This is a genomic window from Pseudoalteromonas xiamenensis, from assembly GCF_030994125.1.
In the GTDB taxonomy this organism is placed as follows: Bacteria; Pseudomonadota; Gammaproteobacteria; order Enterobacterales; family Alteromonadaceae; genus Pseudoalteromonas; species Pseudoalteromonas xiamenensis_B.
On record NZ_CP099918.1, the window covers coordinates 325,882 to 352,515 of the forward strand.

The window sequence follows — 26,634 nt, forward strand, 5'->3', positions numbered from 1 at the left end:
TAGTAAATCCCGTATCGACTCTTATACACTTCACCCACTTGTTTGTTACCTTAAATGACACGTAAAATAACGCGCCATCCGACCTCGATATTGGGGATAAAGCACCTAAAGGCCAATTCTTAGCGCGACCAAAGGACAGACATGAACTACATTATTTTATCGGACATACATGGCGACACGAGTTACTTAAGACAATTTGGAGAAAGATTGAAAGGTCAGGTCGAGTACCTCCACCCCTATTCGCCAATTGATTTGAACACCAAACTACCATCAGAATCCCAATATGAATTTTTTAAACGCGTTTCCTCTATAGATGTTTACTTTGAATCAGCTTTAAACAAACTAAAGCAAAGTAACAGTCCCGTTAGCGTAATTGGATTTAGTGTCGGTGCGACAGTGGCGTGGCGTTTAGCAGCGCTAGACCTGCCTAGATTGAATCAATGCATTGGTGTGTTTGGTTCGAGAATTCGAGATTACCTTGACATTAAACCGGTAAAGCCTACCGTCCTGCTCTTCTCAAACGAAGAGCATTATTTTTATGCCGATGTTCTGGAGTCTAACTTGGTTAAAAAGTTGCAACTTGCAATGCCACATGACGACATCAAAACTATTGCCGACGACGGTATTTTGTCAAAAACCATTTTTAGTTATGTAAAACGTTAAGCAGAAAAGCAAAAAAATGGCCACATTACGTGGCCATTTCTCATTTTACACTGCTATTTTTGCAACTTCGCTTTGGCTTCTTCTACTTTAGAAAAGTCCAATCCAAGTTCGTTAACGGCATCTTTGATGAGTGCTGGGTTTTGCATCACCATCATCATCAACTGCTGTAGTTTTTCTTGTGGGATCCCTAGTTGTTGAATAACACCCATGGCCATCAACGGATTTGCGGTAAGCGTTTCAAACAAAGATTGAATCTGTTCGTCGCTAATGTTGTGCTCTTTTAATAGGGCTAAGATCGGGTTCATTTCGATTCCTTTAACTGAAAGCCGACTTCATATGAAATGAATTTACGGCAACCAAAGTAAGTGTTATCAACTATTTTACGATACTCGTTGCCGCCAAGGCAAAAACTGCTTCATCTTCACGCCAGTCACGAGCATAACACCCATTATAACTAATACTGCACCGATTAAGGTATTTGGTCCAATAGGCTCATCTAAGAACATATGACCCCACATAATACCAAACAGTGGAATTAAAAACGTAACCGTAAGAGCTTGTGCAGCGCCCATCAAATCAATAAGCTTAAAGTATAAAATATACGCAATTCCGGTACAGATCACACCAAGCGCAATCACCGCCCAAAGTACAGTATTTGCTTCGGTTGCGCTGGGTATCGGTTGCACGAACAACACTGGAATAACAAGAAAGGTAGATGCCCAAAGGTTACCGTGTGCATTATCGAAGGCCCCAACTTTGGGTGCAATTTTCGTATAATTTGATGCTATGCCATAGCTTAATGTCGCACCAAGTGCGGCCAAGATAGGTAATAATTCGGAGAAGCTTGGCATACTTTGCAAGTCGACCAACGCGGCGACCCCTAATAATCCACACAAACACCCTAGCAATGTGCGCGCACTGATATCTTGCTTGAGCCAAACAGACGCAACAATAACTCCCCAGAAAGGTGCAGTGGAATTTAAAACCGACAACACAGAAGCACTTACGTATTGTGCGGCATAGGCGAACAACAGAAATGGGAGTGCCGAATTAAAAAGCCCCAAAATTAAATAATGTTTAGTTAAGCCTTTGCTATTAATGGCCCGTCTAGTGATTAATGCAATGATAGTGAGCGTTAACGCAGCAAATAAGACTCGAAGCTCAATTAAGTAAGCTGGACCGAGACTTGGTACTGCAATTCGCATAAAAAGAAACGAACCACCCCAAATCGCCCCGAGCAAAACAAGAATAATAAATCCTAACATTGTTTACTTATCCCAAATAATTTCAGCGACACTATGACAGGCATGACAAAATCAAACAAGCCACTTTTGGCACTAGAACAGAGGGAACAAAGGAATCGCGAGTTGAAAGCATGTGAGTACAAGCAAAATAAGGGGTGACGCAACGTGTTCGCCAGAATGGGCAATCAAAAAAGGCACAAACATGTGTGCCTTCTTCATTCAGTATCCTTGGTTTAAGAGCCCGATTTTACTCAGCGCGCTCAAGTACTGCGGCATAAAATCCATCACCTTCTGTATTCACGCCAGGTAATAATTTCATTTCTTCGGCAAGTTTGAAATTCGCATTATTTGCTAAGAAAGCATCGACTTGTGCACGGTTTTCTTCTGGTAAAATTGAGCATGTAGCATAAACCAGCTTTCCACCTAGTCTACACATTTGGCTATATCGCTGCAGAATTTCACTCTGCAGTTGTGTCAGCTCGAGTAGTCCCTTTTCAGATAAATTCCATTTTGCATCTGGATTGCGTTTAAATACACCTGATCCCGTACATGGCACGTCGAGCAAGACACGATCGAACTTATCTTTTAACCTTTTTACTGTCTTACTGTTTTTGATCACACGAGTTTCTATCATGTGAACGCCCGCTCGTTTGGCTCTTTTTTTCAGCGTTTGTAACTTATGTTCGTGTATGTCCATTGCAAGAACATACCCTTTATTATTCATCAGAGCTGCTAAATGCAAGCTTTTACCACCTGCGCCGCTGCACGCATCAACTACACGCAGTCCTGGACGAACATCAAGTAATGGCGCAATACGCTGTGAACCTACATCTTGCATCTCAAACCAACCTTCTTGGAAGGCTTTCGTTTTGAAGATATTCGCACCAGACTCTACAAGTAACGCATCATCGCCCTCAAGCGTTGTCTGTGTACGCTCTAGTTCCAACTTTTGTTGTAACTCAGCTGCTGTGCCTTTCAACGTGTTACAACGCAAATAGGTATTTGGACGAGAGTTCATCGCTTTTGCGATAGCCGGCCACTTCTCTCCATATTCCGCTTTTGCTTTCTCATGAAGCCATTCAGGGTAGCTCAAAAATGCGGATTCACTCGCATCCGCTAAACTTGCTTCAATTCGCTCTACCGTGATGTCTTCAACTTCATCGTAATCTGGTAACGTTTTACCATTCAAAAGCTGAAAAGCGGCCCACATAGCCCAAAGCGAATTAGAGCCAACAGCGGCTTCCAATTTGCGCTTTTGCGACAACATTCCATAACACGTCGTAACGTACTCACCTCGCTCCGCACCATTCCATTCAGGATGATTTCTAAGCGTGGTTTCAATCAGTTTATCTGCATAAATTTGGTCGGATTCAACGGTAGCAAGTGTCGATAGGATTTGCTCGATTAAGTAGCGATTTGACAATGTGGGACTCTCTGGCGTAGTGCAAAGTGTAAATTGTATATCGACACCCAGAAACCGCAAAGTGGTTTTCACATTTTGAGCAATTCATTGTAGACCTAAACGTATTGTGCTACTTACCGGAGAAGCCAAAGCGCCTATGCTTTGGCATCTCTTAGGTTAACTCATTTATTCAGCAACAACTTCCCAAGGACCCCATTGTACTCCTGGCTGTTCACCTTTAGTCCACCACTTTGCTTGGAACAGTTGATTGTTAAAACCAACTTTGTCGCCTTTTGAATAGGCTTTTTCAGCGCTCCACGCGGCAACACCACCAACAGGAGGTTCTTCTTTTGGTGGCTTAATGCTGTCCACCACCGTTACCGTTGGCCAGTTAGCATGAGATTTATAGAAATTGGTGACACATTTTTCGTAATCCCCTGGAACTAATGCAGAATATGCCGTTTGATAGCCCACAAGTTTACATTCAAAGGAATAACCTCCTGGACGATCAGCATAATAACCCCAATCCCCTTCCCAGTTTGTGTAAAGCACGTCCGTAGCGCCATTCAAATTTAGACTACCGTATGGTGTTTGTTGCCAACACGTGTTTTCCTCGTCCGTTTCGATTGGAATCGCATAGTAATTTGCCAACCCCTCCCAATACCTGATGCGATTTACTGGCTGACCTTTTGTACGATTTTGTTCGCCACATTCGATGCCACCATTAATAATGTTAATTGTAGTGCCAAATCCGTATCCAATGTTTGCATTCAACTCGCGAGCTGATGGCACCCAAGTACGGTCTATAACATGTAACATCGCAGGCTTTGGTGCCTGAGGTGTTAAGAAAAACCAAATAGCAGAAGCCAAATTGAGCCACGAATCTGCAACAAGCCCTGGATTGTTTAATAACACCGTTGCATCGCCATCGAACATCGCTTCAGAAAAAGCACCGTAGTTAAAATGATAAGACAATTGCTTCGCACCACGACCAAAATATCCTTCTCCGGCTTTGCATGGCCAGCGGCGATTTTGCCAATCATCTTGACCACACCCTGTCGTATACCCTGCTTGGCCCTCTTTCCAACCCATTTCACGCACATGTACTAATGCTTGTTGCCACTCTTCCAAACCTTGCGGATTATCAGATACATTATCTTTTGCAATGTGGCCCCCGGTCTCCTGCGAGAAGTGTGCAAACGCAGTGACGATAGATTTCTTACAAATTGCGTCTGCGTTACGTCCATCGGTATAGTCGCCACAAAATGCAGGAAACTTACCTACAGCTTTTAAAAAGCGCTCATAAGTGTATTCGGGTGCCGCCATTTGCGTTAAGAAATCCCATTCCACTTGACCAAAGACACGTTCCACTCGCTTAACGTTTGCCGGATTCGTTGAAGCACCAATTGTTATTTGATCAACAACCACATTGCTTGCTGTTTTAAGTGCATTAGCCCAAACCGCGTACATAGGATTGGGGGTTTTATCTTTTGCAGCTTGTTGTACTTCTTCTCGAGAAAGTAAGTAAGCACCCGCATTATCAGGGTCTGGTTGTGGATGCATTGCAAGAGCATGAAAGCTCCCGCAAAGTAACGACGATGCAACGAGCATCGATAGTTTCGTCTTTATCATTTAGTCTTCTTCCTTACATGTTGTTTTTGAGTATTTATTATTACAATCGATTCACATTATTAACTTTATGACATCGCTGTCAAATCCAACCAGTTCAGGTACAGACCCAAAATTGACAATAAATTAGTACCTATTTGAGGTTAACTGAATGATTTGTATTAAAAATAAGAGTAAGGTTGGGATGGGTTAAAGAGGAAAAAATAATGCAAATAAAACCTTTAACAGAAAACTACTTCGATGAAGTCATTTCACTCGCAAATTTGGTGCATGGGGATAACTATCTCGACATCGCCGGCTTACTTGACATGATCCGAAAGGGAACAAAATCTGGTCTGAATGCCTGTTTTGTCGCCGTGGATGATAACGATAAGGTCATCGGTTTTAGAACAACCTACGCAGCGACTCAGTGGTCGATAGACAAATGGTGCACTCCAGATAAATGGCCTGTTGCTAAAGACCTGATGGCGTATTTTAAATGTTCCGCGATTGCCCCTAAAGCACAAGGTCGAGGTATAGGACCCAAGCTACTCGAAGCCTCTATTGATGTGCTAAAACAGCAAGGAGCAAAAGCCGGACTTGCTCATTTGTGGATGCAAAGTCCAGGTAATGCTGCAGTAAAATACTTCACCAAAGCCGGTGGGGTTTTAATTAATACGCATCATGACAGATGGCTACCATTATGTCTGGAAGACGGTTATGTATGCACCATTTGTGGCAATGAATGTCGTTGCCAAGCCGCTGAGATGGCAATTATTTTTGAGCAAAAACAAGAATGAATAAAAATTACGATCCAATCTTTGCAAAACACTGTCAAGGGCAAGAATTTGCGCCCAGCTATTGGGCTTCAACCATTCCACTTCCCTCGGACATTATCCCTTTGTCGACTTCACAGTCTTTTGATGTAGCCATAATTGGCGGTGGATTCAGCGGTCTGCTCACTGCTTACTATCTTGCAACAGAACATCAACTAGAGTGTGCCGTTTTTGAAGCAAACCAAGTTGGGTTTGGTGCCAGTGCTCGCAATGCGGGGTTTGTGCTAAAAGGATCTGGGCGACTTAGCTACGCGCAAATGGCAAAAAAATGGGGGGTCGATACCTCTAAAGCGATTTATCACGAGTTTTCAGAAGCGGTCTGCCGTGTTGAATCTCTTATAAAAACCCACCAAATCGACTGTGATCCGCAGCCAAAAGGGTACATCAAAATTGCCCATAACCCACAGGCATTTGACAACTTAAAAGCGCAAGCCGACTTTCTGAAATTGCACTTAGGTAGCGATGCCGAGTTTCTGTCGATTGAAGAGTTAAAAGCAAATTACATGGATCACCAACAAGCATTCGGCGCACTTCGACTACCTGATGGATTTGGTGTGAATCCATTGAAATTGCTACTAGGCTATCGCAGGTTAGCGCAGTCTGCTGGTGTTAAAATTTTTGAACACACCCTTGTTACGGATATTCATGATACAAGTACAGGCGTCACTTTTCGAGCAAATGACCAAACAGTTAACGCTAAAAAACTTGTTATTACAGGTAATGCTTATAACAGCAAAAATACGCATTCAGTCATCAACAATCGTTACTTACCCATATTAAGTAGTGTGATGGTCACGAAACCGTTAACTCAATTAGAGTTAGAATCCAGTGGTCTAAAGACGAATCAAGTCACCATGGATACGAGGACGTTAAAGTACTACTACCGATTACTGCCAGACAATCGCTTGCTTTTCGGCGGACGAGGAGCAATTTTTGCCAAAGATAGAGATAAGCCTTTTTACCTTAATAATCTAAAGCGGGGTTTAAAAGAATGCTTTCCATCTCTAGCCGATAAAGACCATGAATATTATTGGCATGGTTACATTGCTGCAGCAATGGATGATATGCCGCACGTCAATGTTGTCGGCAATGTGGGCTACATTTTAGGTTATTGTGGCGCAGGCGTGTCGTTCAGCGCGCAAGCGGCCTACCGCTTGGCACAACAACTTGCGGGTGTTGACGTCCCCAACGTGCCATTATACAACACGGGTTTACCTTATTTGCCCTTTCCTGCACTAAGGCGATTTGGTCAATGGGGTTATTATCAATTCGCTCAGATAAAAGACCAGTATTTTTAGGCCTAAATTGATAAAACTAAATATGAATTCAACAAATTAATAACTTTGGTCGGTTGTGCTTTTTGTTCCCTTTGCTATACCTTAAAGCACAACTTGCCAGTGACGGCGGCTATGTTTAACGTACTAAAAAAATCAATTACGCTGTTGGCGTTAGTTATCTCAGTAGTTAGCAATGTTTATGCAAATAGTGCTAATTTGTCTGTTGCTGTCGGCATTGAAAACTATGATTTCAAACCATTTTTTGATGAATTCACGCACAAAACAGGCATCCAAATTGACGTGATGGCCTTTGAAAATAACGAACTTAAATCCCAACTGCTGCAAAAAGCCAATTCCGCGTCATTACCGGATGTTGTCATTGTTCCCTCTGACTATTTGGGCTTAGAGCAACTGCAATTTTCGACAATTCCAGACAACTGGCTAAATCAGGCACTTAATCCCAAAGCGCGAGAAAGTACAAAACATGGTTCTGGTTACAAGGGGATCCCATTTATCTTTGGCAATCATCTGTTGCTGTATTACAACAAAAAGTGGATTAAGGAACCGCCGAAGACATGGACTGAACTACTCAATCTAGCGCCAAAATTACCTCTCGGTAAGGAGCTCATTGCTTGGAACTACTTTGAAATGTATTGGTTTGCGGCATTTTATAACTCATTTGATGAGCCACTAATTCGAGCTGGGTATGCCACGATTGACCCAGAAGCGATGATCTCAAGCCTTCTGATGTATGATGAGCTAAAACAAAAATCCCATTTAGACATTGAATGTAATTACAGCTGTATGGTGGAAAAATTTGAATCAGGAAATGTCTCCATGGTGATTAATGGCTCATGGATATTCAATAAATGGATGGACAAAATGGGCGAAGACATTGGTGTTGCAAATTTACCTGCATATCATACAAGACCGATGCGCTCGTTCTATTCTCCTCATGTTATTGCTTTTCCTAATGACGGCATTGAGGGCAAAAAGAAAGCATTACTCAAGGCCTTTTCTCAGTTTATACAATCATCCCAAGTTCAAAATCAGGTCTGGGCGCGCCTTCACACTTTACCGGTTCGACAAGACACACTAGATAAATTGTCCCATAATGACAGTAATTTACAATTGCTCATCGATGGCTTAGAGAATACAGTAGCCTTACCAAATGATACGGCTATGGCGTATGTGTGGGAAGCCATGCTGAAAGGGATTACCCGTTATGAAGCTGGAATCATGAATGCAGCCCAAGCAGCGGATTACATGCAGTACGTTACAAACAAGTCAATAAATCATGCAAAACAAAAGCATAGCAACTGAGTTTAAGCTGAAAATAGGCGGATTCATATTACTGCTCTTTACCGCGGAGATTTTCTATTTTGCTTATGCTTCCTACAAACAAGCAGAAGACGTTGCCATTGAAAACGTCTCTCGGCGCGCCTACGGTCTTAAGTACGACATTAAAAACCAAATTACCGAGCTGAGTTATTTGCTCGTCCCGTTGATGGACAACAAAGTTCTTGCGGATTCACCCAACAATTTGCTCTATACCCAATTTGCTTTAAAACAGCTTACCGATCTGGTTAAAGATAATAATTTGGTAAAAAGTGCCTTTATTGCAGATGGCTCTCCTTATATTACCGATGGCTATCCATTGTATACCCTACGCTGGGGCATTACTGAAATCTCGCAGCTCAGCGAAGACATCATCTTGTCAAAAAAGCCTAACTTAGGTATACGCGCCATCATTTTCCCACCTCAACAATTACAAGATGCCAATTCTAAAAATGGAAAATTGCTGTTTGTTATCCCGCTTCGTGAAACGCTTCAATCGCTCGTACGGCCTTATCGCTATACAGGCGCTTTATTCGTTGAAGTCGATTTAGATGCTGTTATTGCAAATGCCTCTCATGAAAAAAGCAACCTAGGCGAACACTTAACCATCGAGTCAAACCAGCAAGTGTGGTTTGAAAAAGGCAAGCCTTTTAAAGATCACTTCTCTCAGTCAATTAGTCTTTTCGAAAATACGGATAATACGTGGCCAAACGCCACGATTAACGTGCAACATTCAAAAAGCCTTTATACTGAACGTTTTGTTCATTCTCTCTACTTAACTGCGTTTATCAGCATCATTGATTTGCTGCTTATCGTATGGTTTTTGAATTACTTCGGTCGACGTTTGATCCAGCCATTGAAACGCTTAGAAAAGCAATGTCTCGATTTTTCCACGGGCAATTTCAAAAAGTCGCAAGAACCCGTACATTTTAGTGAACTGCAAACCTTACAAGATACCTTTAATAACATGGCCGATAAGCTTGATGAACATGTGTCGAATTTAAAGCTGGCAAAACAAAAAGCCGAACTTTCTGAGCAATCGAAATCTCTCTTCTTAGCGAACATGAGCCACGAAATTCGTACACCGATGAATGGTATTTTGGGCACATTTCAACTACTTGCTGACGTTGAACACGATCCGGAAAACAAAGAGCTCGTCGATACAGGTCTGGTATCAGCCAAATCGTTATTACATTTACTCAACGACATTTTAGACTTTTCCAAAATGGAAGCGGGGAAATTATCATTTGAATACGTTGTCTATGATTTAAAATTCCTTTTCGAAGAGGTGTGTGTCGAGTTCAAGGACATTTCTAAAAACAAACAAATACCAATCAAGTTAAATGTCGACGAAGACTTTGAAGTTTTACGCAAAGTCGACACGCTTAGGATAAAACAAATTCTTCGGAATCTCTTGTCTAACGCCCTGAAGTTCACGCACGAAGGTGACGTCAAAATTTCACTCAAGGGCACAGAAGAAAAAGTGGAATTCTCGATACAGGATTCTGGCATCGGAATGTCTGAAGCTCAGCTCGAACGATTGTTTAATCGATTCTCGCAGGCGGATACTTCTACCACTCGAAAATACGGCGGCACGGGCCTTGGTCTTTCTATCATCAAGCAACTTATTGAGCTTATGAATGGCGAAGTGACGGTACAAAGTGAGGAAGGTAAAGGGACGACATTTAACGTATGCCTACCATTCAAACGCGAAACTCAACAAGTTAAAAAAGTAGCTGATGCTATCGTTCCTCCGGACTTAACAGGAAAAACGCTGTTACTCGCGGAAGATAACAAAATCAACCAAACCGTATTCTGCGCAATGGTCAAAAAGACAGGTGCGGAGATTTTGATTGCTAATGATGGTGTAGAAGCAGTTGCAATCGCCCAAAAATACTATGTCGATGCTATTTTCATGGACATACAAATGCCGAATTTGGACGGTGTTGGCGCGTGTAATCAACTTATTGAGCAGGGCTTTAATAAACCGATCATTGCATTAACCGCTAACGTTATGGCGAAAGACGTCGAGTATTATTTAAACAATCACTTTGCAGATTGCGTTGGTAAGCCAATCGAGATCCAAGCACTCTTTAAATCTATCTATAGTCATATTCCGACAAGTTCTTAAAGCACCACACGGCTCTTGGCGTCATTCGTCTGAGTTAATTGGTCATCTAGGAATAGATTCACCAAAGGATTGCGAACTCATCTTTTGAAAAGTGTCAACGCTAATTAGGATGGGTCACATAAATCAAAAAAGGGCTTCACTTTGGAAACCCTTTTGCTTTGAACGACTACTGTTCTTTTTTCGTTTGGTGTTTTTCAAACCACCACAGAATGTATTCGACTTTCGTCAAAAGATTTGATGGACGCGACGTAATGCCGTGTGAAGCATCAGGAATACGGACCATTGCACTTTCAACGCCTTGTAGTTTAAGCGCTTGGTAGAATTGTTCTGTTTCCGATATTGGCGTTCGGTAGTCAGATTCACCAGTCAGTAGCATGGTGGGTGTTTTAACATTGCCCACATAGCTAATTGGCGAGCGCTTCATATAGTGTTCCATGTGATCCCAAGGTTTACCCGGGAACCAATAATCACTAAAGAATGGGTATGCGTCTGCTGTCAGCACAAATGAATACCAGTTAATCACTGGTTTTGCGACCACCGCTGCAGCAAATCGATCAGTATGCCCTACCGTCCAAGCTGTTAGCACGCCACCACCTGAACCACCAGTAACAAACAGTTTGTCTTTATCGATAAACCCTTTAGCGAGCATGGTGTCAACGCCCGTCATCAGATCATCAAAATCATTGCTTGGGTAATTATGGTGGATTGTTTGCGCAAATTTTTTGCCATACGAATCACTTCCTCGAGGATTCATATACAGTACGACATAGCCTTTTGCCGCCATTAGCTGAAGTTCAGATGCAAAGTGAGGTCCGTAGTTTGCAACTGGGCCTCCATGGATCTCAAGAATCATGGGGTATTTTTTGGTTGCGTCGAACTCAGGTGGATAAACAACCCAGCCTTGAATATCCAGTCCATCGTATTTGGATTTCACCCAAATTTCTTCAACTTTACCAAGCGTAATGTCTGTAAGTGCATCGTCGTTCAAGTGTGTAAGGCGCTTAACTTCACCTTTATCAACTACGGCGATATCCGCAGGACGCTGTGTATCGGCTAGCGTAATCGCCACTATACCACGGTCACTGACGTCGAAGTCACCACCAGAATACGGTCTTCCAAAGGATGTGCTTCCTATCTGTTTTGTTACAACCGAGAACTTGCCTTGTAGCTTTTGTATGCCTAATGACGTTTGCCCTTCTGTATCATACTCAAGGTACACTGCATTACTGTTCCCTGCCCATTTCAGTCGACTGAAGTTTCGATCTAATTCTTCACCGTAAGCTTCTGTTTCACCTGACTTCAAATCCATCACATACAATAGATTGTTTTCATAGTTTGTTTGTTTATCATCATGCCCTAAATAGGCTAGGTAGCGACCATTCGGTGATACTTCAGGGTAACGATCTGGACCCAAACGCGAAGTAATCGCGGTAATTTCCTTTGAATCCATATCAAGCGAGTAGATTTCATTATTTGTTGGTTTTAACGCGTTATTTTCTCGTCGATTCGCACTGAAATAGAGTGTTTTGCCGTCTCGACTAAAACTGACCTTGCCACCGTGATCATAGTCACCCGAGGTCAACTGCCTTGCGTTTCCGCCATCTGCACTTATCCAGAACAGATGCTCAAAACCTTGGTCGAGATAACCCATTCCATCTGCACGATAATAAACATCGTCAATAAACACGGCTGGTTTCGCCCACGTCGCGCCTTCTGGCTTCCCCGATACATGAACTGGCGTTTTACTCGCTTTTGGTACAAACATACTAAACACAAGGCCAGTCCCATCAGGGGTCCAAGTGACTTTGCCCGGTGATTGTGTAAGATTCGTGAGCTTTGCAACCGCATTGGTTTTCAGCCATTTAATGTACACTTGTGGGCTTCCATCACGCGTCGAAATAAACGCTAATTTATCCCCTTTAGGTGATAAAACAGGTGAAAAGTCACGATGCACACCCGAAGTCACTGGCTGCATTTCACCGCTGATATTATCCACTGACCAAATATTACCGACTTTCTTGTCCGTTTTGATGTCCATCCGATTGCGAACAAAGTAGGTTGTTTTACCATCATTACTAATGTCGACTTGGCTTGCGTACTCGAGATCAAATACATTTATCGGCTTCAGCGACTCAGCTTGTGCTGTAAAACTGCACGCAGCACTGACGAGCGCCAAGGTAAATAGACGTTTCATTGTTCCATCCTGCTTGTTATTGTTGATGTTATCTAACTACCTATTTTCTTTTCACACCAGCAATTTGCGATGTAAACAAGAAATTATAGTGTTTCAAAATTTGTCTGGATAACGTTCAAAAGTGGGCAGTTCGAAAATACATTCGGTCCATTTTGCTTTTGAGTCCGTAAATATCCGGTCATCCGGTCCAAACTCAATCTCATCGACCAAAGACCCCGCAGGAACAACAAGGAACGTACCGGCCTTATTTAAATACGGTACTGCTCCTGCGCAATTCTGACAAAACTGCTTTGCAAATGACTTCGCCTGCGCGAGTTCAAAACGTTTAATTTGCTCCTCACCACAGATCCATTTAATTGCTTCTGGCTTTGTAAACACGTTCGCCGCATGCGCTGACCCTGTGCTGTGACGACATCGACTGCAATAGCATAAATGAAAGGAAGAAACTTCGCCGTTCAATTCATATTTGATTTGCCCACAAAGACACTGGCCGCGTGTCGCGTTAAACACTTTTAAATTACTCATAATGTTCCTACTATGTATTTATCTGACCAAAACGATTGATTATTTTTGCTATTCAATTACTTGGTTATGACTTACATTTAGGATAATTACAATGCAGAGTTTATCGAATGCCGAGCAATCCGACCGCTTACCAACAAAACCTTAAAACACTTTCAGACCGTCTCGTTGCGATTCAACAGCCAATTCGGATTCTAGATGCCATAAAATGGCCCCCACATTGGCGTGAGGAGTTTTTTGCGAAAGGGGAAAAAACACCACCACCTGCAGACAAAGCGTATTACCAGTCAATCCCGTTGGACTTTGACTTAAACACTGTGAAAGGTGAGTTGAAAAGCCTATTGGCGGACATAAAAAAAACGCTAGGTAAGAAAGATGCGCTCGGATTGATATTGCAAGACACAACACAGCAGTACTTGCAGGTCATGGACTTAATTAAGGACAGGGGAACGACTGGGTTTATCGATCACAGTCGCGCATTATATGGGTCCGCGCACGACCATTTGATTGGTGACCGCCGCTCACTCAAAGAAGTAGGTGAACATCTTTGCGGCATTTTCCACTTACCTGCAGCAAAACACATTTCGTTTGCTCAACCAAAATTGTACGACGCACCGAGAAGTGTTGAGATCCTGCAAAGTAAATTGGATACCTATTTCACCCGTCATAATGTTCAAGTCAAACTTTCCGACGGCATTGTGTCAGATGCCGCTGCCGGTGGTGACAGCATCAAACTCAACTCTCGCTCGTCATTTTCTGACCGAGATTTACGCGTGTTGGAAGTACATGAAGGCTGGGTCCATGTCGGCACAACTTTAAACGGTCGAGCCCAACCTTATGCTACGTGGCTGGGTGTAGGTTCACCGCGCATCGCCGCTCACCAAGAGGGGCTTGCTGTACTCATGGAAACTCTTACCTTCGCCAGTTTCCCTGCTCGAGCAAGAAGGATCAGTGACCGTGTTACGGCAATTCACATGGCGGAAGAAGGCGCGGACTTTTTAGATGTATATCGCCACTTTGTGAACGTAGGACTGAGTAAAAATGACAGTTACGCCGTTGCGCAGCGTGTATTCCGAGGCGGTAGAGTCGATGGTGGTTCGGCCTTCACGAAAGATCTCTCGTATGTCAGAGGTTTCGTTGAGAACCTTAACTTTATTCACAGCGCCATCTCTGCAGGCCGACCAGAACTCATCCCTATGTTGTTTGTTGGCAAATTGAACTTACACGACATTCCGGCTCTCTATGGCGCCTATTTAGATGGCACAATTGAGGCACCAACGTATGTTCCAGATATGTTTAGCGATTTGAACGGGCTCTATGTTTGGTTTGGCTTTGCTAACGGCATGCATTTAATTGACATGAAACGAGTGCAAAATCACTTTATTGACTTGTTCAAAGATATACCCAAAGTGTGCCCAACGACGATGAGCCCAACGGCGGTTCAAGATATCGAATGGTAAGCGTATTTTTCGTCGGATGAGCAGATATTTTTCTTATCCGACGCTTAAACGTATTCTTGAATGGACTATTTTTGGTATCGAGCAAGAAACAGTTTCACGGTTTCCAGTACTAAATAGTCAACATTGAGCTCATCTTTGCTCGAAATACCGTAAAGTAATGGATAGAACAGCAAGGACTTGAGCTGATAAACAAATTGCTTAGCCGCCAACGACACATCGTCGACAGTTAACACTTTCGCTTTCACCGCATCAGACAGAAACTGTTCAAAAAATCGCAAACACCCGACAGACTGACCATTCAACGAGTTTGCTAAATTAGCGTCTTGCAACATCTGCATAAAAGCTACTTTCGCAATTTTTAAAAACGCTGGCGACGTTAACAATTGGACTTCTTGTACCGCTATCTCCATTAGCTGTGATTCAATCGAGCAGTCCAAGGTAAACTGAAATTGTTTTCCTTGATCTACTTTAGCAAACATGGCTTCCAATACGGCCTGAAACAGCTCACCTTTAGTTGCAAAATGGTTATAAACCGTGCGCTTCGAAACCTCGGCAAGCGAAGAAACCTGATCCATACTCGTCGCCTCAACGCCTTGCGATGCGAACAATGATTCAGCTGCGGTAACTATTTGCAATCGTTTTTTCTCAGAAAGTTTCATGGTGTTTCAAGGTCATAGGACTAATTTCGTTAACCCTATAATAACCGAAACACACAAAAGTTACACCACACAGTTTACTTTTATAAAAAACAAAGTAAACTGCACAGTGTAGTTTACTTTATGGTAGATTTTATGAAACGCATCACGTGGTTCGTTTTTGCAGCATTAGGCATTGGAGGTGGATTTATGATTAACAATTTAAATGCTCGAGTTGATGAAAGCACTTTGACCTCTCAGCACCATGAGAACGGTAAATTTATTAATGAAACGCCAACTGCACCAAATACCTTAACAAAAACACTCAAAATCATGTGGCGTTATCTTCGCGAAAACCGCGTAGATACGGAACCGAATCGAGTTTTGCCTATGAAAGAAGTTTCAAGGGATTTACTCAATGGTTTATCGAACTCAGAGATCCACGTGATCAAATTAGGTCATTCTTCGTTCATTTTGAAAGTGTTAGGCGAATACTGGTTACTTGACCCTGTCTTTTCAGATAGAGCGTCACCTTTTAGTTTTATCGGCCCAAAACGTTTTCAACCTACACCCATTAGTATTGCCAACTTACCGCCGATCGATAGAGTCCTGATTTCGCACAACCATTATGACCATTTAGACAAAAATGCAATCATTGCACTTAAAGAGAAGGTTAAACATTTCTATGTGCCATTGGGTGTGGAAGGTGACTTAAAGCGATTTGGTATTGAAGAGAATAACATTTCATCATTTGACTGGTGGCAATCGACTTTGTTGGGTAATTCAACGGTTACGTTTACGCCAACTCAACACTTTTCGGGCCGAGGATTATCCGATGGAAACACAACACTTTGGGGTTCATGGGTCATTGAGGCGAACGGTCAAAAACTCTTCTTTAGCGGTGATTCGGGCTACTTCAATGGTTTCAAAGAAATTGGCGACAGATTTGGTCCTTTTGACCTTACTTTAATTGAAACAGGTGCTTACGATAAAGACTGGCACGATATCCACATGACGCCTGAAGAAAGTGTTCAAGCGCATTTAGATTTGCGCGGTCAAGTAATGATGCCTATTCACAATGGGACGTTTGATTTGGCATTTCATGCCTGGTACGACCCTCTCAATCGTGTATCTGCAGCGGCAGCTCAAGAACACGTTGCGCTGTGTACACCAATCGTAGGGGAAACAGTAACGCTAGGAAAAGCGTATCCAACCACTCCATGGTGGAAATAACAAACGTTCACTACACCAGTCTTTTGCGCGGTTTTTATCGCGCATTTCCGTGAAGTTCGTTTTTACAACAGATTAGTTATTACATCTGGTGATTTCGACATAAAATTTTTAAGAGACAAAAATAACGCTGATGGAAGCGCGTCCAATTTATACCAAGCCCATTGCAAACATTTATGTGGCTCTAGTATCTGCGCTTCTTGCCCTTCAGAAATCTCAGCATGCACAAATACCGTCACATAGTGCTTACTATCACTGGCGAAAACATCGTTGCTAAAGCCGAGCTCAGTTACTTTTGACACAACGAGACCGGTTTCTTCGGCAACTTCGCGAATCGCACACTCCGCAATCGATTCCCCAAATTCGAGATGTCCACCGGGTGTCGCCCATGTGTGCGCACCATGAGCGCCAATGCGTTCACCCAAAAGAATACGGCCATGGTGTACAATCACCACCGCAACGCCAACACGCACTTGTTTGTCATTCATATCGTTACTACTATATTGAAATGTCTAAAGTTAATTATTCAGTTCCTACAAGTTTCTCTTTCCATTCCAACCATGAAACTGTGCGACCTGGAAATACGACTTTAGAAAACATCCACGTTGATTTTAGCCAAGCTTGTATGACGTCCAACAACGCGTTTTCCAAAGTCTGCTGAGATTGTCGAACCCAAAAGTAAACTTCGCAATCGAATTCTTTGAGCTGACAAGGATCGACATAAATCGACCCTAAACAATACGTTTTTTCACTGTTAAAAATAGAATACGCAAAGGCGTCACGGCGCTCAAACTCGGCTTCATGAACCACCAAACTTGCAAGATTTTCATCAAAAGTCATGAATTCGTTCGGCCATTGACTATCTGGCCCAAACACCCCTTGTAAACCGCGCGGGTTTTCCATGACAGCGTCATAATCAGCGACAGCAACACTGGGTTCAAGCGGACAAAAATAAAATTGCGCGTTGCTAAAATTAAGCGGTACCGTGTCAACCTCGAAAGAACACTTCATGCGTCTCGCTTCTCGGCTTGATGTCGTTGCCAAGCTTTGTACAGTATAAATAGTCCGAGTAGCCCATCCACGGCACCACAAAACTCAGGCCACCAAGTTGGCGTGCCATTATTAATAAATAGTTGCTCGTGGTATGCATCATAAACCGCGTGCCCTAAATAAGCCGCTCCGAGTAGTAAAAGGAAAGGTCGAGCCGAAAACTTCAGCGCAAGTATCGCAGGTATAACAAACCACAGCGCATAAAGTGCCTCTTGAACAAGTGCCTCAATATGCAAAACACTCAGCGCAAACACGACATAATAGAGTGGGAAAGTTGCCAGTAGAATTGGATAATACGCAGACTTTTTCGGGTGCGTAGGACTTGGAAAACGGATAACGATAAAAATAGCCACCAAAATACCGATTATCAATGCCAAAATATTCATGACGAAACAGTCCGTGTTGATTGCGCCATCGCACCTTAGCATAACCGTGGTGCTTAAGACCAATTTTCACCGTAATCGGCTTGTTAAAATCTAAAAAAGTAGTACGCGATTATCGATAAAGCGACTCTTCACGCCACACACATCGAGCAAAATAGGCACGGACAACTCGGTGTGCCTAATTTGCGTTCTTGTTATTGCTTAACGTGCTATCACCGCCTCTGACGGTATAGACATATTGTGGTAGGCGTCTTTTGCCACAATTTGATAGCTAAGTGTTCCTTGCGGAGGCCATTCATCAGAAAAAGATGTTCTATCGCCCGATACATGTGTGTATGGCTCACCGTTCCGGTAAATAAGGTAATACTGCACGCCCGTGTTGTCACTTGCTGGCTGCCAAGAAAGGGTAAAACCAGATCCTCCGTCACGTTGAGATTGGAGCCCAACCACTTGTGATGGGGCTTCGGAGTCACCCGCAAAACTTTGGACAATTGGCGTCGTTGCAAGTATGTGCTCCTCTTCATCGACCGCAACAACATAGAATTCATGAATTTCATGTTGTGAGAGCCACTCAATGGTCTTTGACGTTGGCCCGTCGGTATGAGCGCGCAATTGACCGTCTACGTAAATTTTATAGTACTTGGTTTGGCTTATTTCAGCCCAAGATAATTTTACGCCATACACGTCTGCAATCGGCTCTGCGGTTAACGTGAATGGTAAACTCGTCACATTCGACATTGCAGAATGATTCTCATAGAAGTCAACAGCCTGAACTTGATAGCTAACCACACCAGATGGTGGCCAAGCATCGGTCCACGATGTGCTCATGCCATCTACATGCGTAAACTGCACACCATTTCGATAGATCAGGTAAAACCGAATTCCCGTATTGTCTGTCGATGATGTCCAACTCAACCGATTGCCGCCTTCAGGTAAAAGCTCTCCCGACAGGCTAACTGCCGTTGGTGATACAGAATCCCCCGCTTTTGTAACCACTTCATTAGACTGCGCCAAGACTTCCGATGTTTGGCTCACTGCAGTGACGACAAAGTGATAATCCACATTCAGCATTAGCCAGTCATTGTTAAAATGGTTATCTGCAGCATCAACATGACCTACAAACTCACCATCACGGTAAATGTAGTACGCAAAAACCTCATTGTTTGTCGCATTCCAATTGAGCGCAACTCCCCACGTTTCAGGTCTAACTTCCGCGGTTAACGTGATCGGTGTTTGCGGTTCTGGTTCGGTTGGGTCTGGATCAGGCGTACCGCTATCATCACCATAAATATCGTAATCGTTTACATAAGGGGCTTGAGTTTGATTGTACGCTATTGGCGTTTGTGTCGTACGCTCGCATAACGACCACCAGCAGGGAGTCTGTTCTATAAAACGTCTAGTTGCGGCAAACTTCGGGGCTTCACTATCTGGCTGTAATTGGTATTCCTTCAGTGGAAATGCCCCCCATCGCCCCCACGTTGCTGTGCTCTCAAATACGTTGAATATTTCGCCACCCTGCTCTTTCCATGTTTGGTAAATAGCATGCATTGCCTGCCCCATTCTTGGGTCACGATTAGCTGGCAAAAACAGTTCGTTGTTTATCCGTTCACGTTCACCAGAGAGATTGCCTGCAAACGTAATGTGTTGTCCGCCTTCATAGGCCGTCAGTTTGATACCATGTTTATCCGCAACTTGTTTATTTCGTTTGATAAACTCTGTCGTCATTGCAATTGCACCATGCTCCGGTGCTTGCGCCCAATCAGGTTCATCGGGGTCATAGGTACGCTGATAAAGCAGTCCATCATACATTTCTTGAAATAGTTGGCTAAACCCTTTTTCTGGCTCGTTGTCTAGCCAGTCCAGCCATAAAGGCAAATATTTATCTTCATGAAAGTAGCCAGCGAAATAAGGCGCAATAGCGACACCATACATGTCTTTGGAACACACATAACCATCTTCAGTTTGCGCATAGAGTGGACAACTCAGGATACGGTCCGTTACCCAATCATTGGCAACAAAACCACCCATCATGCACTTAACGCGAGATGCTTGTTCACCGAATTCTGCCTTAAATAATTGGCACATTTGCGCAGAGCGCATGCCAAAGTAATTGAGTCGAAATTCAAAATCAGTAACCGCGGCTTGCGGCCATGTCGCTCGGCCTTGTTGCTCCATCCACGTTGCGTCAAGTGAATAAGGATAGGCGTTATTCCAAATTTCATTTCCAAGCTCTATCGCAAAAGATAAATTACCATCGAGTTGACTTTTGATAAGTTTCGCCATCTCTTTCATGTAGTCATCGTTCACTCTCGCGGGGACATTGAACCAAGGCTCCGCTTGAACTTTGTTGGCCATTTTTATTGCGGTTTCAAATGGTGCGCCCTTGCCTAAGGCCCATGTGGCGTAACTAAATGCGCTTCGAGTTTCCCACGTTTGCTCACCATTTCCGTTGGTGATAAACATATTCAAAAAGCGTAACGAGCCAAAGCGCTTAATGTCTTCTAAAAACAACGGGTGGAATGTTTGCGTTTGGTATAGGTATTCAAAAGGAGTAAATGTAGCTTCGCAATCGCTAGGGCTATTTGCAAAGTGGAACGCATCACGGTTACAAATCCCCCCGGTGAAATAATGCGAATATTACGAAGATAATTACCTTTGTTTTCTGGATCGGTTTGCGTGATACGCACCATCAGAGCGCTGTCTTTTGGCAAATTGAGGATGTCACGACCAGGACTAGACAGTGAAGTTATTTTGCTCGCCCCTATGTATTCGAGTGTCCCCTCACCATCGTATAACACCACATAACGTCCTGTAGGTGCATGATGGTTATCTCCAAAAATAATACTGGTTAAGTAACGATATTGAACGGTTTGATCGTCTTCCTTTGGCAGCGATTTTGGCCAACCTTGGTCGTCCAAATCCAATTTGTCGTATTCGCCAGTATGCCATGTCGAGCTATTACCTGGTGCCCAGAGGTGGCCTTGACCATCCGATGCCTGCTTCATTACATCAATCAGCATCCACTGACTTGACCAATAATTAATACCCGTTACGTTGATACCGAGTGGAGATTTATCATTGACCGTTTGGCTTTGCACGTTAATTGATAGACTCATCATTAACAGCAATCCAAATTTGGCGAGCACACTTGCCTTCATATTTTATCCTTTGAACCCTATAAATTCAGGTTTGTCGAATTGGCTATTGACGCACAACATTGTTGTAGTTACATCAATATTAGTCCCCAACTTATCGACCTTGCTTAGGAAAAATGTAACAAGTTTTGTTTCTTTAGCGAGTCCAAAATAAAAAATACGAATAAAGGCTCAATAAATTTTGAGCCTTATAAATCAGTAAATTACATATTAACTACAAATTAATTAAAGGAGTAACAACGAGTTATATATATTCTATTGAACGTAATTTCCTTGCAACGTAACCCCACTGTATCGAGCTTGGCCTCGCAATAAAATATGCATAACACCTCCCGTTTTGCTGTCCAGCACACATTGTTCACGGTTACCCGTTTCAAAAGGACGGCAATCATAAAGTCCGGTTGTTGGCGGTTTGTTCATTCGCACAAAGAGGTCTACATCGCCTGTTCCTCCTGAAGTGTTAATTGAAACAGTCGTATTGGGCGGCACATCAAAGCTATAACGTATATCTGAGTTCAGCCCGCCGGCAAGGTCCGTAACCGGGATGCCATTTTGCAAGCACAGCCCTTTGCATACGTCTGTTCGACTTCCCACCAGCGCTTTTAATATTGCTCCGCTGTATCCTTGATAGGCATTTAGCATGACATACCATTCACCTTGCTGCGGATTCGCAAATTCACAACTCTCATTGTTTCCGGATTGAAAAGGTCGGCAGTCATAGTCGGTTATCGTCGGCTTCATTCCTTGCCTCACATAAAGATCTGCATCGCCATTTCCTCCTGTTAGCAAAACCTGCAACGAAGGCTCTTGTTTGGTTAAGGTAAACTTGTAGACCTGCTGCGTATCGCGCAAGCCACTTACCGAAATGCCATTATTAAGTGCTAACTCAGGTATTGGTGCATCTTGATCCGGTGTTTCACCATCAAACGAAAATAACAGATGATTCGGCGAATTTACTTTTAGATCGGTTAATTTATTTTTCGAACTTCTGCGAATCAGTTCTGCTTTAATTTCCGGCGGTGACAATTCAGGCTTACTTTCAAGAAGCAGTGCTGCCGCTCCAGCAACATGTGGTGCGGCCATCGATGTACCACTAATAACGTGAGTCGCCGTTGAAGACCCTATCCAAGTAGACGTGATATCGCTGCCTGGTGCAAACACGTCAACGCAACCACCAAAATTAGAATATTCAGCTCGCTTATCGAGGCGAGTGCTAGCTCCAACCGTTATCGCCTCTTGTGCTCTAGCTGGCGAATAATTGCACGCTAAATCATTATCGTTGCCTGCCGCAACGATAAAGCTGATACCTGAACGAACGGCCGCATTTACCGCATCGTCGATCGCTTGCGAAATGCCGCCGCCAAGACTCATATTGGCTACCGCTGGTCGGTTCGCGTGTTGTTTTACCCAATCAATTCCAGCAATGACATCAGAATAGGAACCACTGCCCGAACAATCTAAAACACGCACGCCAACCAGGTTGGCGGCTTTTGCAACGCCATAATTGCGTGCTCCAATCGTTCCCGCTACGTGCGTACCATGTCCATTACAGTCACTTGCGTCGTTGTCATTATCAACAAAATCATATCCATGCGCAGCGCGACCTTGAAACTCGTCATGCCCGACATTAATACCTGTATCAATTATATATGCCGAGATGCCTCGACCTGTTTCGACATAATTAAAGGTGCCATTTAAAGGTAAATTGCGCTGATCTATTCGATCTAATCCCCAACTAGGTGAGTCCAACAAAGCCTCTGATTTCATTGGTGCTACCTGGATTTTCCTGTCTTTTTCAATGTAAGCAATACTGGGGTCAGCTCTTAACTGCTTAACCTGTTGTTGTGTTGCCGTGACGACCAGCGCGTTAAACTCCCCTGAAAATGTCCTCGACACAGCGATACCTAAACGACGCTCCAATTTGTTGGACATCATCGTGGTGAGCATTTGGGATTCTTGGTGACGGTGTTCCTTAACATGCTTAAGAACAACGATATACCTATCGTTTACTGCAGCATGTTGATTTGTCTTAGCGATTGCACCGGAAGACGATGCGAGTAACAACGCAACAGGGTAAAGCAAGTGTCTTTGTCCGCGTTTCATTTATCTCTCCTTAGATGATTTGAAAGCGCTCCAAGCCTAGGTCATGTTGTCGGTTTTAATATACGTTGTCTTGAATTTTAATTATAACTAAGACGAATTTAGTGTTTAGACTGTTTCGTGTTTCTGGAATACAGTATACCGATAAACGACACAAGCCGCATGTTAACGCCATTTTCCTCACCTTTATCGCGTTTTAGACGCATTAGGATTGCGTTCTCAATACGAAACATCAACACTCAAAGACAAACAACTAGAATTAAGGTTAGTCATGTTCAAACGTACTTTACTTGCGCTTTCTTTGGCAGGATTATCATCCTATTCCTTTGCTCAAACCTTTATACTGAATGCCGATGCAGCACTCGATGTTAAAACAGGTAAACTGATTCAGCCAGCAACGCTTGTCATTGAAGACAACAAAATTGTCAGTTTGGCTAAATCGAATAAAAAAGCCTTGCCAGCCGACGCGACTGTGGTTGATTTATCCGGGCATACTTTATTACCCGGTTTGTTCGATATGCACGTACATCTGACAGGTGACGCCCATGTGCATGGCTACAAACGATTACAACGCACGACTCAAAGACAAGCTATCACAGGCGTACGTAACGCAAAACGGACATTGGAAGCAGGCTTCACTTCAGTAAGAAATTTAGGCGCAGCAGGATACTCTGACATCGCGCTCCGCGATGCTATTTATGATGGCGATGTACCTGGACCTCGCATTTTCGCATCAGGTCCAGCGCTTGGGATCACTGGTGGTCACTGCGACGATAACTTGCTCACACACGAACATAAAGTCATTGCAGAAGGTGTAGCAGATGGTCCGTGGGCTGTACGCGCAAAAGTTCGTGAGAACATAAAATACGGCGTTGATGTTATTAAATACTGCGCAACGGGTGGCGTATTATCAAAAGGTACGAAAGTCGGCGCACAGCAATATTCGCTTGAGGAAATGGAAGCACTGGTGTCAGAAGCACACTTGCGCGGCTTAACCGTGGCTGCGCATGCCCATGGCACCGATGGTATCAAATCAGCAATTAAAGCCGGGGTTGACTCTGTTGAACACGTATCCTTTTTAGATGACGACGCTATCTTAATGGCGAAGAAAAAGGGCACTTACTTCTCAATGGACATCTACAATACGGAATACATTCTGGGTGAAGGTGAAAAAGCGGGTATTTTAGCTGAAAGCCTAGATAAAGAACGTGTTGTGGGCACAAAACAAAGAGACAGTTTCCGCAAGGCCGTCAAAGCTGGCGTAAATATGGTGTTTGGCTCTGATGCGGGTGTTTATCCTCACGGTGATAATGGTAAGCAATTTAGCCGCATGGTTAAGTTTGGCATGACCGAATTACAAGCTATTCAAGCCGCAACCATCAACTCCGCAACGCTGCTTAAACAGCAAGATAACTTGGGATCTTTAGAAGCCGGCAAATTGGCCGACGTAATCGCGGTCAAAGGTAATCCACTCAAACAAATCGACACACTTGAAAACGTTACGTTTGTTATGAAAGACGGCAAAATTGAAATAAACAAGCTGTAAAAAGGCGGGTAGCACAGCTACCCTTTTACTAATTTGAATATTTTGTAGCCGAACCAAGCGTCATTGAACACTTTTTAACTAGCAAACGACCACGCTTTGTTATAGTATAACATATCTAAACTATTCTGAGGTTGTTATGAAAGTATTGAGCTCGCTTAAAAGTGCTAAGTCACGTCCTGGATGCCAAGTCGTCAAACGACGTGGAAGAATTTTTGTTATTTGTAAAACAAATCCTCGTTTTAAAGCCGTGCAAGGCAAGTCAAAAAAACGAGCATAAGTTCATCTAGGGGGCTCTATAGCCCAACCTTCCAAGGCGGCGCAAGCCGCCTTTTTTCAGCTATGTGCACAGGTTCCGAAATGAAATTTGTGTGGGAAATTACTTCATTACTTTTTGAGAGAACGATGTCCAGCCACGACTAATGGAAAAGCCATATATTTTCCACATAGCCTTCTACCGAATTACTACGTCAAAACTAATTGCAATCTATTGATTTACAAAAACTTAGCTTGTTCTCATCACCTAGCTACACCTTGCAGAAAAGCAGTTGAATAAAATGACTACGTTCAATCAAATTCACTTGTCGTGAAAATAAGATCTTATCGTTGAAATATTATTTAATTTTATTGCATTTAAATTCATCGAGTGCATAATGCGCGCAAATAGATTATTAAACCTAACTGAAGAGGTAACCACACACTTTATGGAATTGAGCGCATTGAATGCAAATCAAACAGATTACCGTAAACTTGTTTCTGAACACGGTTCGCCACTGCTTGTTTTAGATGGCGATGCAATCCGAAAGCAGTATTTGTCGCTGCAGCAGGCGCTTCCAGGTGTAGCCCTTCATTATGCATTAAAACCACTGCCACATGACGCCGTTGTTGCAATATTGAAAGACTTAAATGGCTATTTTGATCTTGCGACCAATGGTGAAGTGGACTTAGTCCGCAATGTCGGCGTTGACCCAGAACGTTGCATACACAGTCATCCAATCAAACGCGATAGCGACATTCGTTATGCCCTAGACTATGGTTGTAGTACGTTTGTTGTGGACAACATTGTTGAACTCGAAAAATTTGTCGCTTACAAAGACGTTACCCAGCTTTTGCTTCGCGTTAGCTTTAGAAATCCTGACACAAAAATCGATTTATCGAAAAAGTTTGGTTGCCGTCAAGAAGAAGCTATTGGCTTACTTTGCAAAGCGAAAGAACTTGGTTTGAATGTGATTGGTTTGTCGTTCCACGTGGGTTCACAAGCCGTAAACCCTGTGCGTCACAGTAATGCGGTCGCGGCATGTAATCACATTATTCGTGAAGCAGCTCAATTCGGCGTAACACTTTCTACGTTGGACATTGGTGGTGGATTCCCAGTGAGTTACGATGGTAATCCAATTGACATCGTCGAATATTGTACACCGATCCGTGAGCAACTGGCGCTATTACCTGAGCATATTCGGGTGTTAGCAGAACCTGGCCGTTATATTTGTGCACCAGCGGTAACAGCTGTGTCGTCAGTAATGGGCATTGCTCAACGAGGTGAGCAAACGTGGTACTACCTTGATGATGGTGTATACGGTTCTTATTCAGGCCAAATTTACGACCACATGGTTTACCCATTAAGCTTTCCGTACGCATCAGGCCAGCCACAGCTAAGCGTATTGTCTGGTCCAACGTGCGATAGCATCGATGTGATCCGTGAAGACATCATGCTTCCTCCTTTAGCGGTAGGCGAAATTGTGATCGGTCACGTAATGGGTGCGTATACATGGGCGTCGGCAACTGAATTTAACTTCTTCCGTAAGGCTAACTTTGTCGTCGTTAACGGCCCTTGCGAGATAAATGCAGTCGTTGCCGCTTAAA

23 protein-coding genes are annotated in these 26,634 nt (G+C 43.3%); 10 read left to right on the forward strand and 13 right to left on the reverse strand.

The features are described from left to right. The first annotated feature begins 141 nt into the window (after positions 1-141). Positions 142-663 carry a dienelactone hydrolase family protein gene (locus NI389_RS18550; RefSeq protein WP_308362928.1) on the forward strand — a complete coding sequence of 174 codons (522 nt, stop codon included), beginning with the start codon at positions 142-144 and terminating at the stop codon, positions 661-663. 53 nt (positions 664-716) lie between these two features. Here NI389_RS18550 and NI389_RS18555 read toward each other — a convergent pair whose 3' ends face one another. The 4 genes from NI389_RS18555 to NI389_RS18570 form a co-directional block, all read right to left on the reverse strand. Then, positions 717-968, reverse strand: a complete 252-nt coding sequence (locus tag NI389_RS18555) for a DUF2999 family protein (RefSeq protein WP_208845041.1) — start codon at positions 966-968, stop codon at positions 717-719. 75 nt (positions 969-1,043) lie between these two features. Continuing rightward, positions 1,044-1,928, reverse strand: coding sequence for a DMT family transporter (locus NI389_RS18560; RefSeq protein ID WP_308362931.1), 885 nt, complete (start codon positions 1,926-1,928; stop codon positions 1,044-1,046). 226 nt (positions 1,929-2,154) lie between these two features. Next, positions 2,155-3,330 carry an RsmB/NOP family class I SAM-dependent RNA methyltransferase gene (locus tag NI389_RS18565; RefSeq protein WP_308362933.1) on the reverse strand — a complete coding sequence of 392 codons (1,176 nt, stop codon included), beginning with the start codon at positions 3,328-3,330 and terminating at the stop codon, positions 2,155-2,157. A 165-nt stretch (positions 3,331-3,495) separates the two neighbouring features. Beyond that, complete coding sequence (locus NI389_RS18570) at positions 3,496-4,941, reverse strand: chitinase (RefSeq protein WP_308362935.1); 1,446 nt, start codon at positions 4,939-4,941, stop codon at positions 3,496-3,498. A 203-nt stretch (positions 4,942-5,144) separates the two neighbouring features. Between NI389_RS18570 and NI389_RS18575 the strand changes: the two genes are divergently transcribed. The 4 genes from NI389_RS18575 to NI389_RS18590 all read left to right on the forward strand — a co-directional run bounded on the left by NI389_RS18575 (position 5,145) and on the right by NI389_RS18590 (position 10,499). Beyond that, entirely contained in the window at positions 5,145-5,717 is a 573-nt protein-coding gene (locus NI389_RS18575; protein WP_308362937.1) for a GNAT family N-acetyltransferase, read from the forward strand. Further along, entirely contained in the window at positions 5,714-7,051 is a 1,338-nt protein-coding gene (locus NI389_RS18580) for an NAD(P)/FAD-dependent oxidoreductase (RefSeq protein ID WP_308362940.1), read from the forward strand. Before NI389_RS18575 ends, NI389_RS18580 begins: the two co-directional genes overlap by 4 nt. Positions 7,052-7,162: 111 nt before the next feature. Continuing rightward, entirely contained in the window at positions 7,163-8,353 is a 1,191-nt protein-coding gene (locus tag NI389_RS18585) for a sugar ABC transporter substrate-binding protein (protein ID WP_308362942.1), read from the forward strand. Continuing rightward, entirely contained in the window at positions 8,328-10,499 is a 2,172-nt protein-coding gene (locus tag NI389_RS18590) for an ATP-binding protein (protein ID WP_308362944.1), read from the forward strand. The genes NI389_RS18585 and NI389_RS18590 overlap by 26 nt, the downstream gene beginning before the upstream one ends. A 166-nt stretch (positions 10,500-10,665) precedes the next feature. Here NI389_RS18590 and NI389_RS18595 read toward each other — a convergent pair whose 3' ends face one another. Together NI389_RS18595 and NI389_RS18600 are read right to left on the reverse strand one after the other, a co-directional pair. Further along, on the reverse strand, positions 10,666-12,693 hold the full coding sequence (locus tag NI389_RS18595) for a S9 family peptidase (RefSeq protein WP_308362946.1): 2,028 nt from the start codon (positions 12,691-12,693) through the stop codon (positions 10,666-10,668). Positions 12,694-12,786: 93 nt separating this feature from the next. Next, on the reverse strand, positions 12,787-13,218 hold the full coding sequence (locus NI389_RS18600) for a GFA family protein (protein ID WP_308362948.1): 432 nt from the start codon (positions 13,216-13,218) through the stop codon (positions 12,787-12,789). Between the two features lie 107 nt (positions 13,219-13,325). Here NI389_RS18600 and NI389_RS18605 point away from each other — a divergent pair, with 107 nt between their 5' ends. Continuing rightward, positions 13,326-14,675, forward strand: coding sequence for a flavohemoglobin expression-modulating QEGLA motif protein (locus NI389_RS18605; RefSeq protein WP_308362951.1), 1,350 nt, complete (start codon positions 13,326-13,328; stop codon positions 14,673-14,675). 65 nt (positions 14,676-14,740) lie between these two features. On the opposite strand, the gene NI389_RS18610 is transcribed toward NI389_RS18605, so the two are convergent. After that, positions 14,741-15,334 carry a TetR/AcrR family transcriptional regulator gene (locus tag NI389_RS18610; protein ID WP_308362953.1) on the reverse strand — a complete coding sequence of 198 codons (594 nt, stop codon included), beginning with the start codon at positions 15,332-15,334 and terminating at the stop codon, positions 14,741-14,743. A 132-nt stretch (positions 15,335-15,466) separates the two neighbouring features. On the opposite strand from NI389_RS18610, the gene NI389_RS18615 reads away from it, so the two are divergent. After that, entirely contained in the window at positions 15,467-16,543 is a 1,077-nt protein-coding gene (locus tag NI389_RS18615; protein ID WP_372588642.1) for an MBL fold metallo-hydrolase, read from the forward strand. A 62-nt stretch (positions 16,544-16,605) separates the two neighbouring features. Here the strand turns inward: NI389_RS18615 and NI389_RS18620 are convergent, their stop codons facing one another. The 6 genes from NI389_RS18620 to NI389_RS18645 form a co-directional block, all read right to left on the reverse strand. Beyond that, entirely contained in the window at positions 16,606-17,028 is a 423-nt protein-coding gene (locus NI389_RS18620) for a nucleotide triphosphate diphosphatase NUDT15 (protein WP_308362956.1), read from the reverse strand. A 34-nt stretch (positions 17,029-17,062) separates the two neighbouring features. After that, the gene (locus NI389_RS18625) at positions 17,063-17,551 is read right to left on the reverse strand and encodes a hypothetical protein (RefSeq protein WP_308362958.1); all 489 of its coding nucleotides are present in this window, start codon (positions 17,549-17,551) and stop codon (positions 17,063-17,065) included. Next, positions 17,548-17,976 (reverse strand): hypothetical protein, encoded by a 429-nt coding sequence (locus NI389_RS18630; protein WP_308362961.1) that lies wholly within the window; start codon positions 17,974-17,976, stop codon positions 17,548-17,550. Before NI389_RS18630 ends, NI389_RS18625 begins: the two co-directional genes overlap by 4 nt. Positions 17,977-18,174: 198 nt before the next feature. Continuing rightward, entirely contained in the window at positions 18,175-20,436 is a 2,262-nt protein-coding gene (locus NI389_RS18635; protein ID WP_308362963.1) for a hypothetical protein, read from the reverse strand. Between the two features lie 38 nt (positions 20,437-20,474). After that, on the reverse strand, positions 20,475-21,131 hold the full coding sequence (locus tag NI389_RS18640; protein WP_308362965.1) for a hypothetical protein: 657 nt from the start codon (positions 21,129-21,131) through the stop codon (positions 20,475-20,477). A gap of 252 nt (positions 21,132-21,383) precedes the next feature. Next, on the reverse strand, positions 21,384-23,231 hold the full coding sequence (locus tag NI389_RS18645) for a S8 family peptidase (RefSeq protein ID WP_308362968.1): 1,848 nt from the start codon (positions 23,229-23,231) through the stop codon (positions 21,384-21,386). 268 nt (positions 23,232-23,499) lie between these two features. Between NI389_RS18645 and NI389_RS18650 the strand changes: the two genes are divergently transcribed. The 3 genes from NI389_RS18650 (at position 23,500) to NI389_RS18660 (ending at position 26,633) form a co-directional block, all read left to right on the forward strand. After that, positions 23,500-24,774: a Xaa-Pro dipeptidase gene (locus NI389_RS18650; RefSeq protein ID WP_308362970.1), complete on the forward strand. Its 1,275-nt coding sequence runs from the start codon at positions 23,500-23,502 to the stop codon at positions 24,772-24,774. 136 nt (positions 24,775-24,910) lie between these two features. Next, on the forward strand, positions 24,911-25,051 hold the full coding sequence (gene ykgO / locus NI389_RS18655) for a type B 50S ribosomal protein L36 (protein WP_208845024.1): 141 nt from the start codon (positions 24,911-24,913) through the stop codon (positions 25,049-25,051). 424 nt (positions 25,052-25,475) lie between these two features. Next, positions 25,476-26,633 (forward strand): type III PLP-dependent enzyme, encoded by a 1,158-nt coding sequence (locus tag NI389_RS18660; protein ID WP_308363484.1) that lies wholly within the window; start codon positions 25,476-25,478, stop codon positions 26,631-26,633. Position 26,634 lies beyond the last annotated feature (1 nt).

What these genes read in the sequence shown, in the direction of transcription:
- NI389_RS18575 (WP_308362937.1), top strand. Translation starts at nt 5,145, where the DNA reads ATGCAAATAAAACCTTTAACAGAAAACTACTTCGATGAAGTCATTTCA.
- NI389_RS18610 (WP_308362953.1), bottom strand. Translation starts at nt 15,334, where the DNA reads ATGAAACTTTCTGAGAAAAAACGATTGCAAATAGTTACCGCAGCTGAA.
- NI389_RS18595 (WP_308362946.1), bottom strand. Translation starts at nt 12,693, where the DNA reads ATGAAACGTCTATTTACCTTGGCGCTCGTCAGTGCTGCGTGCAGTTTT.
- NI389_RS18560 (WP_308362931.1), bottom strand. Translation starts at nt 1,928, where the DNA reads ATGTTAGGATTTATTATTCTTGTTTTGCTCGGGGCGATTTGGGGTGGT.
- NI389_RS18580 (WP_308362940.1), top strand. Translation starts at nt 5,714, where the DNA reads ATGAATAAAAATTACGATCCAATCTTTGCAAAACACTGTCAAGGGCAA.
- NI389_RS18645 (WP_308362968.1), bottom strand. Translation starts at nt 23,231, where the DNA reads ATGAAACGCGGACAAAGACACTTGCTTTACCCTGTTGCGTTGTTACTC.
- NI389_RS18585 (WP_308362942.1), top strand. Translation starts at nt 7,163, where the DNA reads ATGTTTAACGTACTAAAAAAATCAATTACGCTGTTGGCGTTAGTTATC.
- NI389_RS18555 (WP_208845041.1), bottom strand. Translation starts at nt 968, where the DNA reads ATGAACCCGATCTTAGCCCTATTAAAAGAGCACAACATTAGCGACGAA.
- NI389_RS18570 (WP_308362935.1), bottom strand. Translation starts at nt 4,941, where the DNA reads ATGATAAAGACGAAACTATCGATGCTCGTTGCATCGTCGTTACTTTGC.
- NI389_RS18590 (WP_308362944.1), top strand. Translation starts at nt 8,328, where the DNA reads ATGCAAAACAAAAGCATAGCAACTGAGTTTAAGCTGAAAATAGGCGGA.
- NI389_RS18640 (WP_308362965.1), bottom strand. Translation starts at nt 21,131, where the DNA reads ATGAAGGCAAGTGTGCTCGCCAAATTTGGATTGCTGTTAATGATGAGT.
- NI389_RS18615 (WP_372588642.1), top strand. Translation starts at nt 15,467, where the DNA reads ATGAAACGCATCACGTGGTTCGTTTTTGCAGCATTAGGCATTGGAGGT.
- NI389_RS18600 (WP_308362948.1), bottom strand. Translation starts at nt 13,218, where the DNA reads ATGAGTAATTTAAAAGTGTTTAACGCGACACGCGGCCAGTGTCTTTGT.
- NI389_RS18650 (WP_308362970.1), top strand. Translation starts at nt 23,500, where the DNA reads ATGTTCAAACGTACTTTACTTGCGCTTTCTTTGGCAGGATTATCATCC.
- NI389_RS18660 (WP_308363484.1), top strand. Translation starts at nt 25,476, where the DNA reads ATGGAATTGAGCGCATTGAATGCAAATCAAACAGATTACCGTAAACTT.
- NI389_RS18630 (WP_308362961.1), bottom strand. Translation starts at nt 17,976, where the DNA reads ATGAATATTTTGGCATTGATAATCGGTATTTTGGTGGCTATTTTTATC.
- ykgO (WP_208845024.1), top strand. Translation starts at nt 24,911, where the DNA reads ATGAAAGTATTGAGCTCGCTTAAAAGTGCTAAGTCACGTCCTGGATGC.
- NI389_RS18605 (WP_308362951.1), top strand. Translation starts at nt 13,326, where the DNA reads ATGCCGAGCAATCCGACCGCTTACCAACAAAACCTTAAAACACTTTCA.
- NI389_RS18550 (WP_308362928.1), top strand. Translation starts at nt 142, where the DNA reads ATGAACTACATTATTTTATCGGACATACATGGCGACACGAGTTACTTA.
- NI389_RS18625 (WP_308362958.1), bottom strand. Translation starts at nt 17,551, where the DNA reads ATGAAGTGTTCTTTCGAGGTTGACACGGTACCGCTTAATTTTAGCAAC.
- NI389_RS18635 (WP_308362963.1), bottom strand. Translation starts at nt 20,436, where the DNA reads ATGTTTATCACCAACGGAAATGGTGAGCAAACGTGGGAAACTCGAAGC.
- NI389_RS18620 (WP_308362956.1), bottom strand. Translation starts at nt 17,028, where the DNA reads ATGAATGACAAACAAGTGCGTGTTGGCGTTGCGGTGGTGATTGTACAC.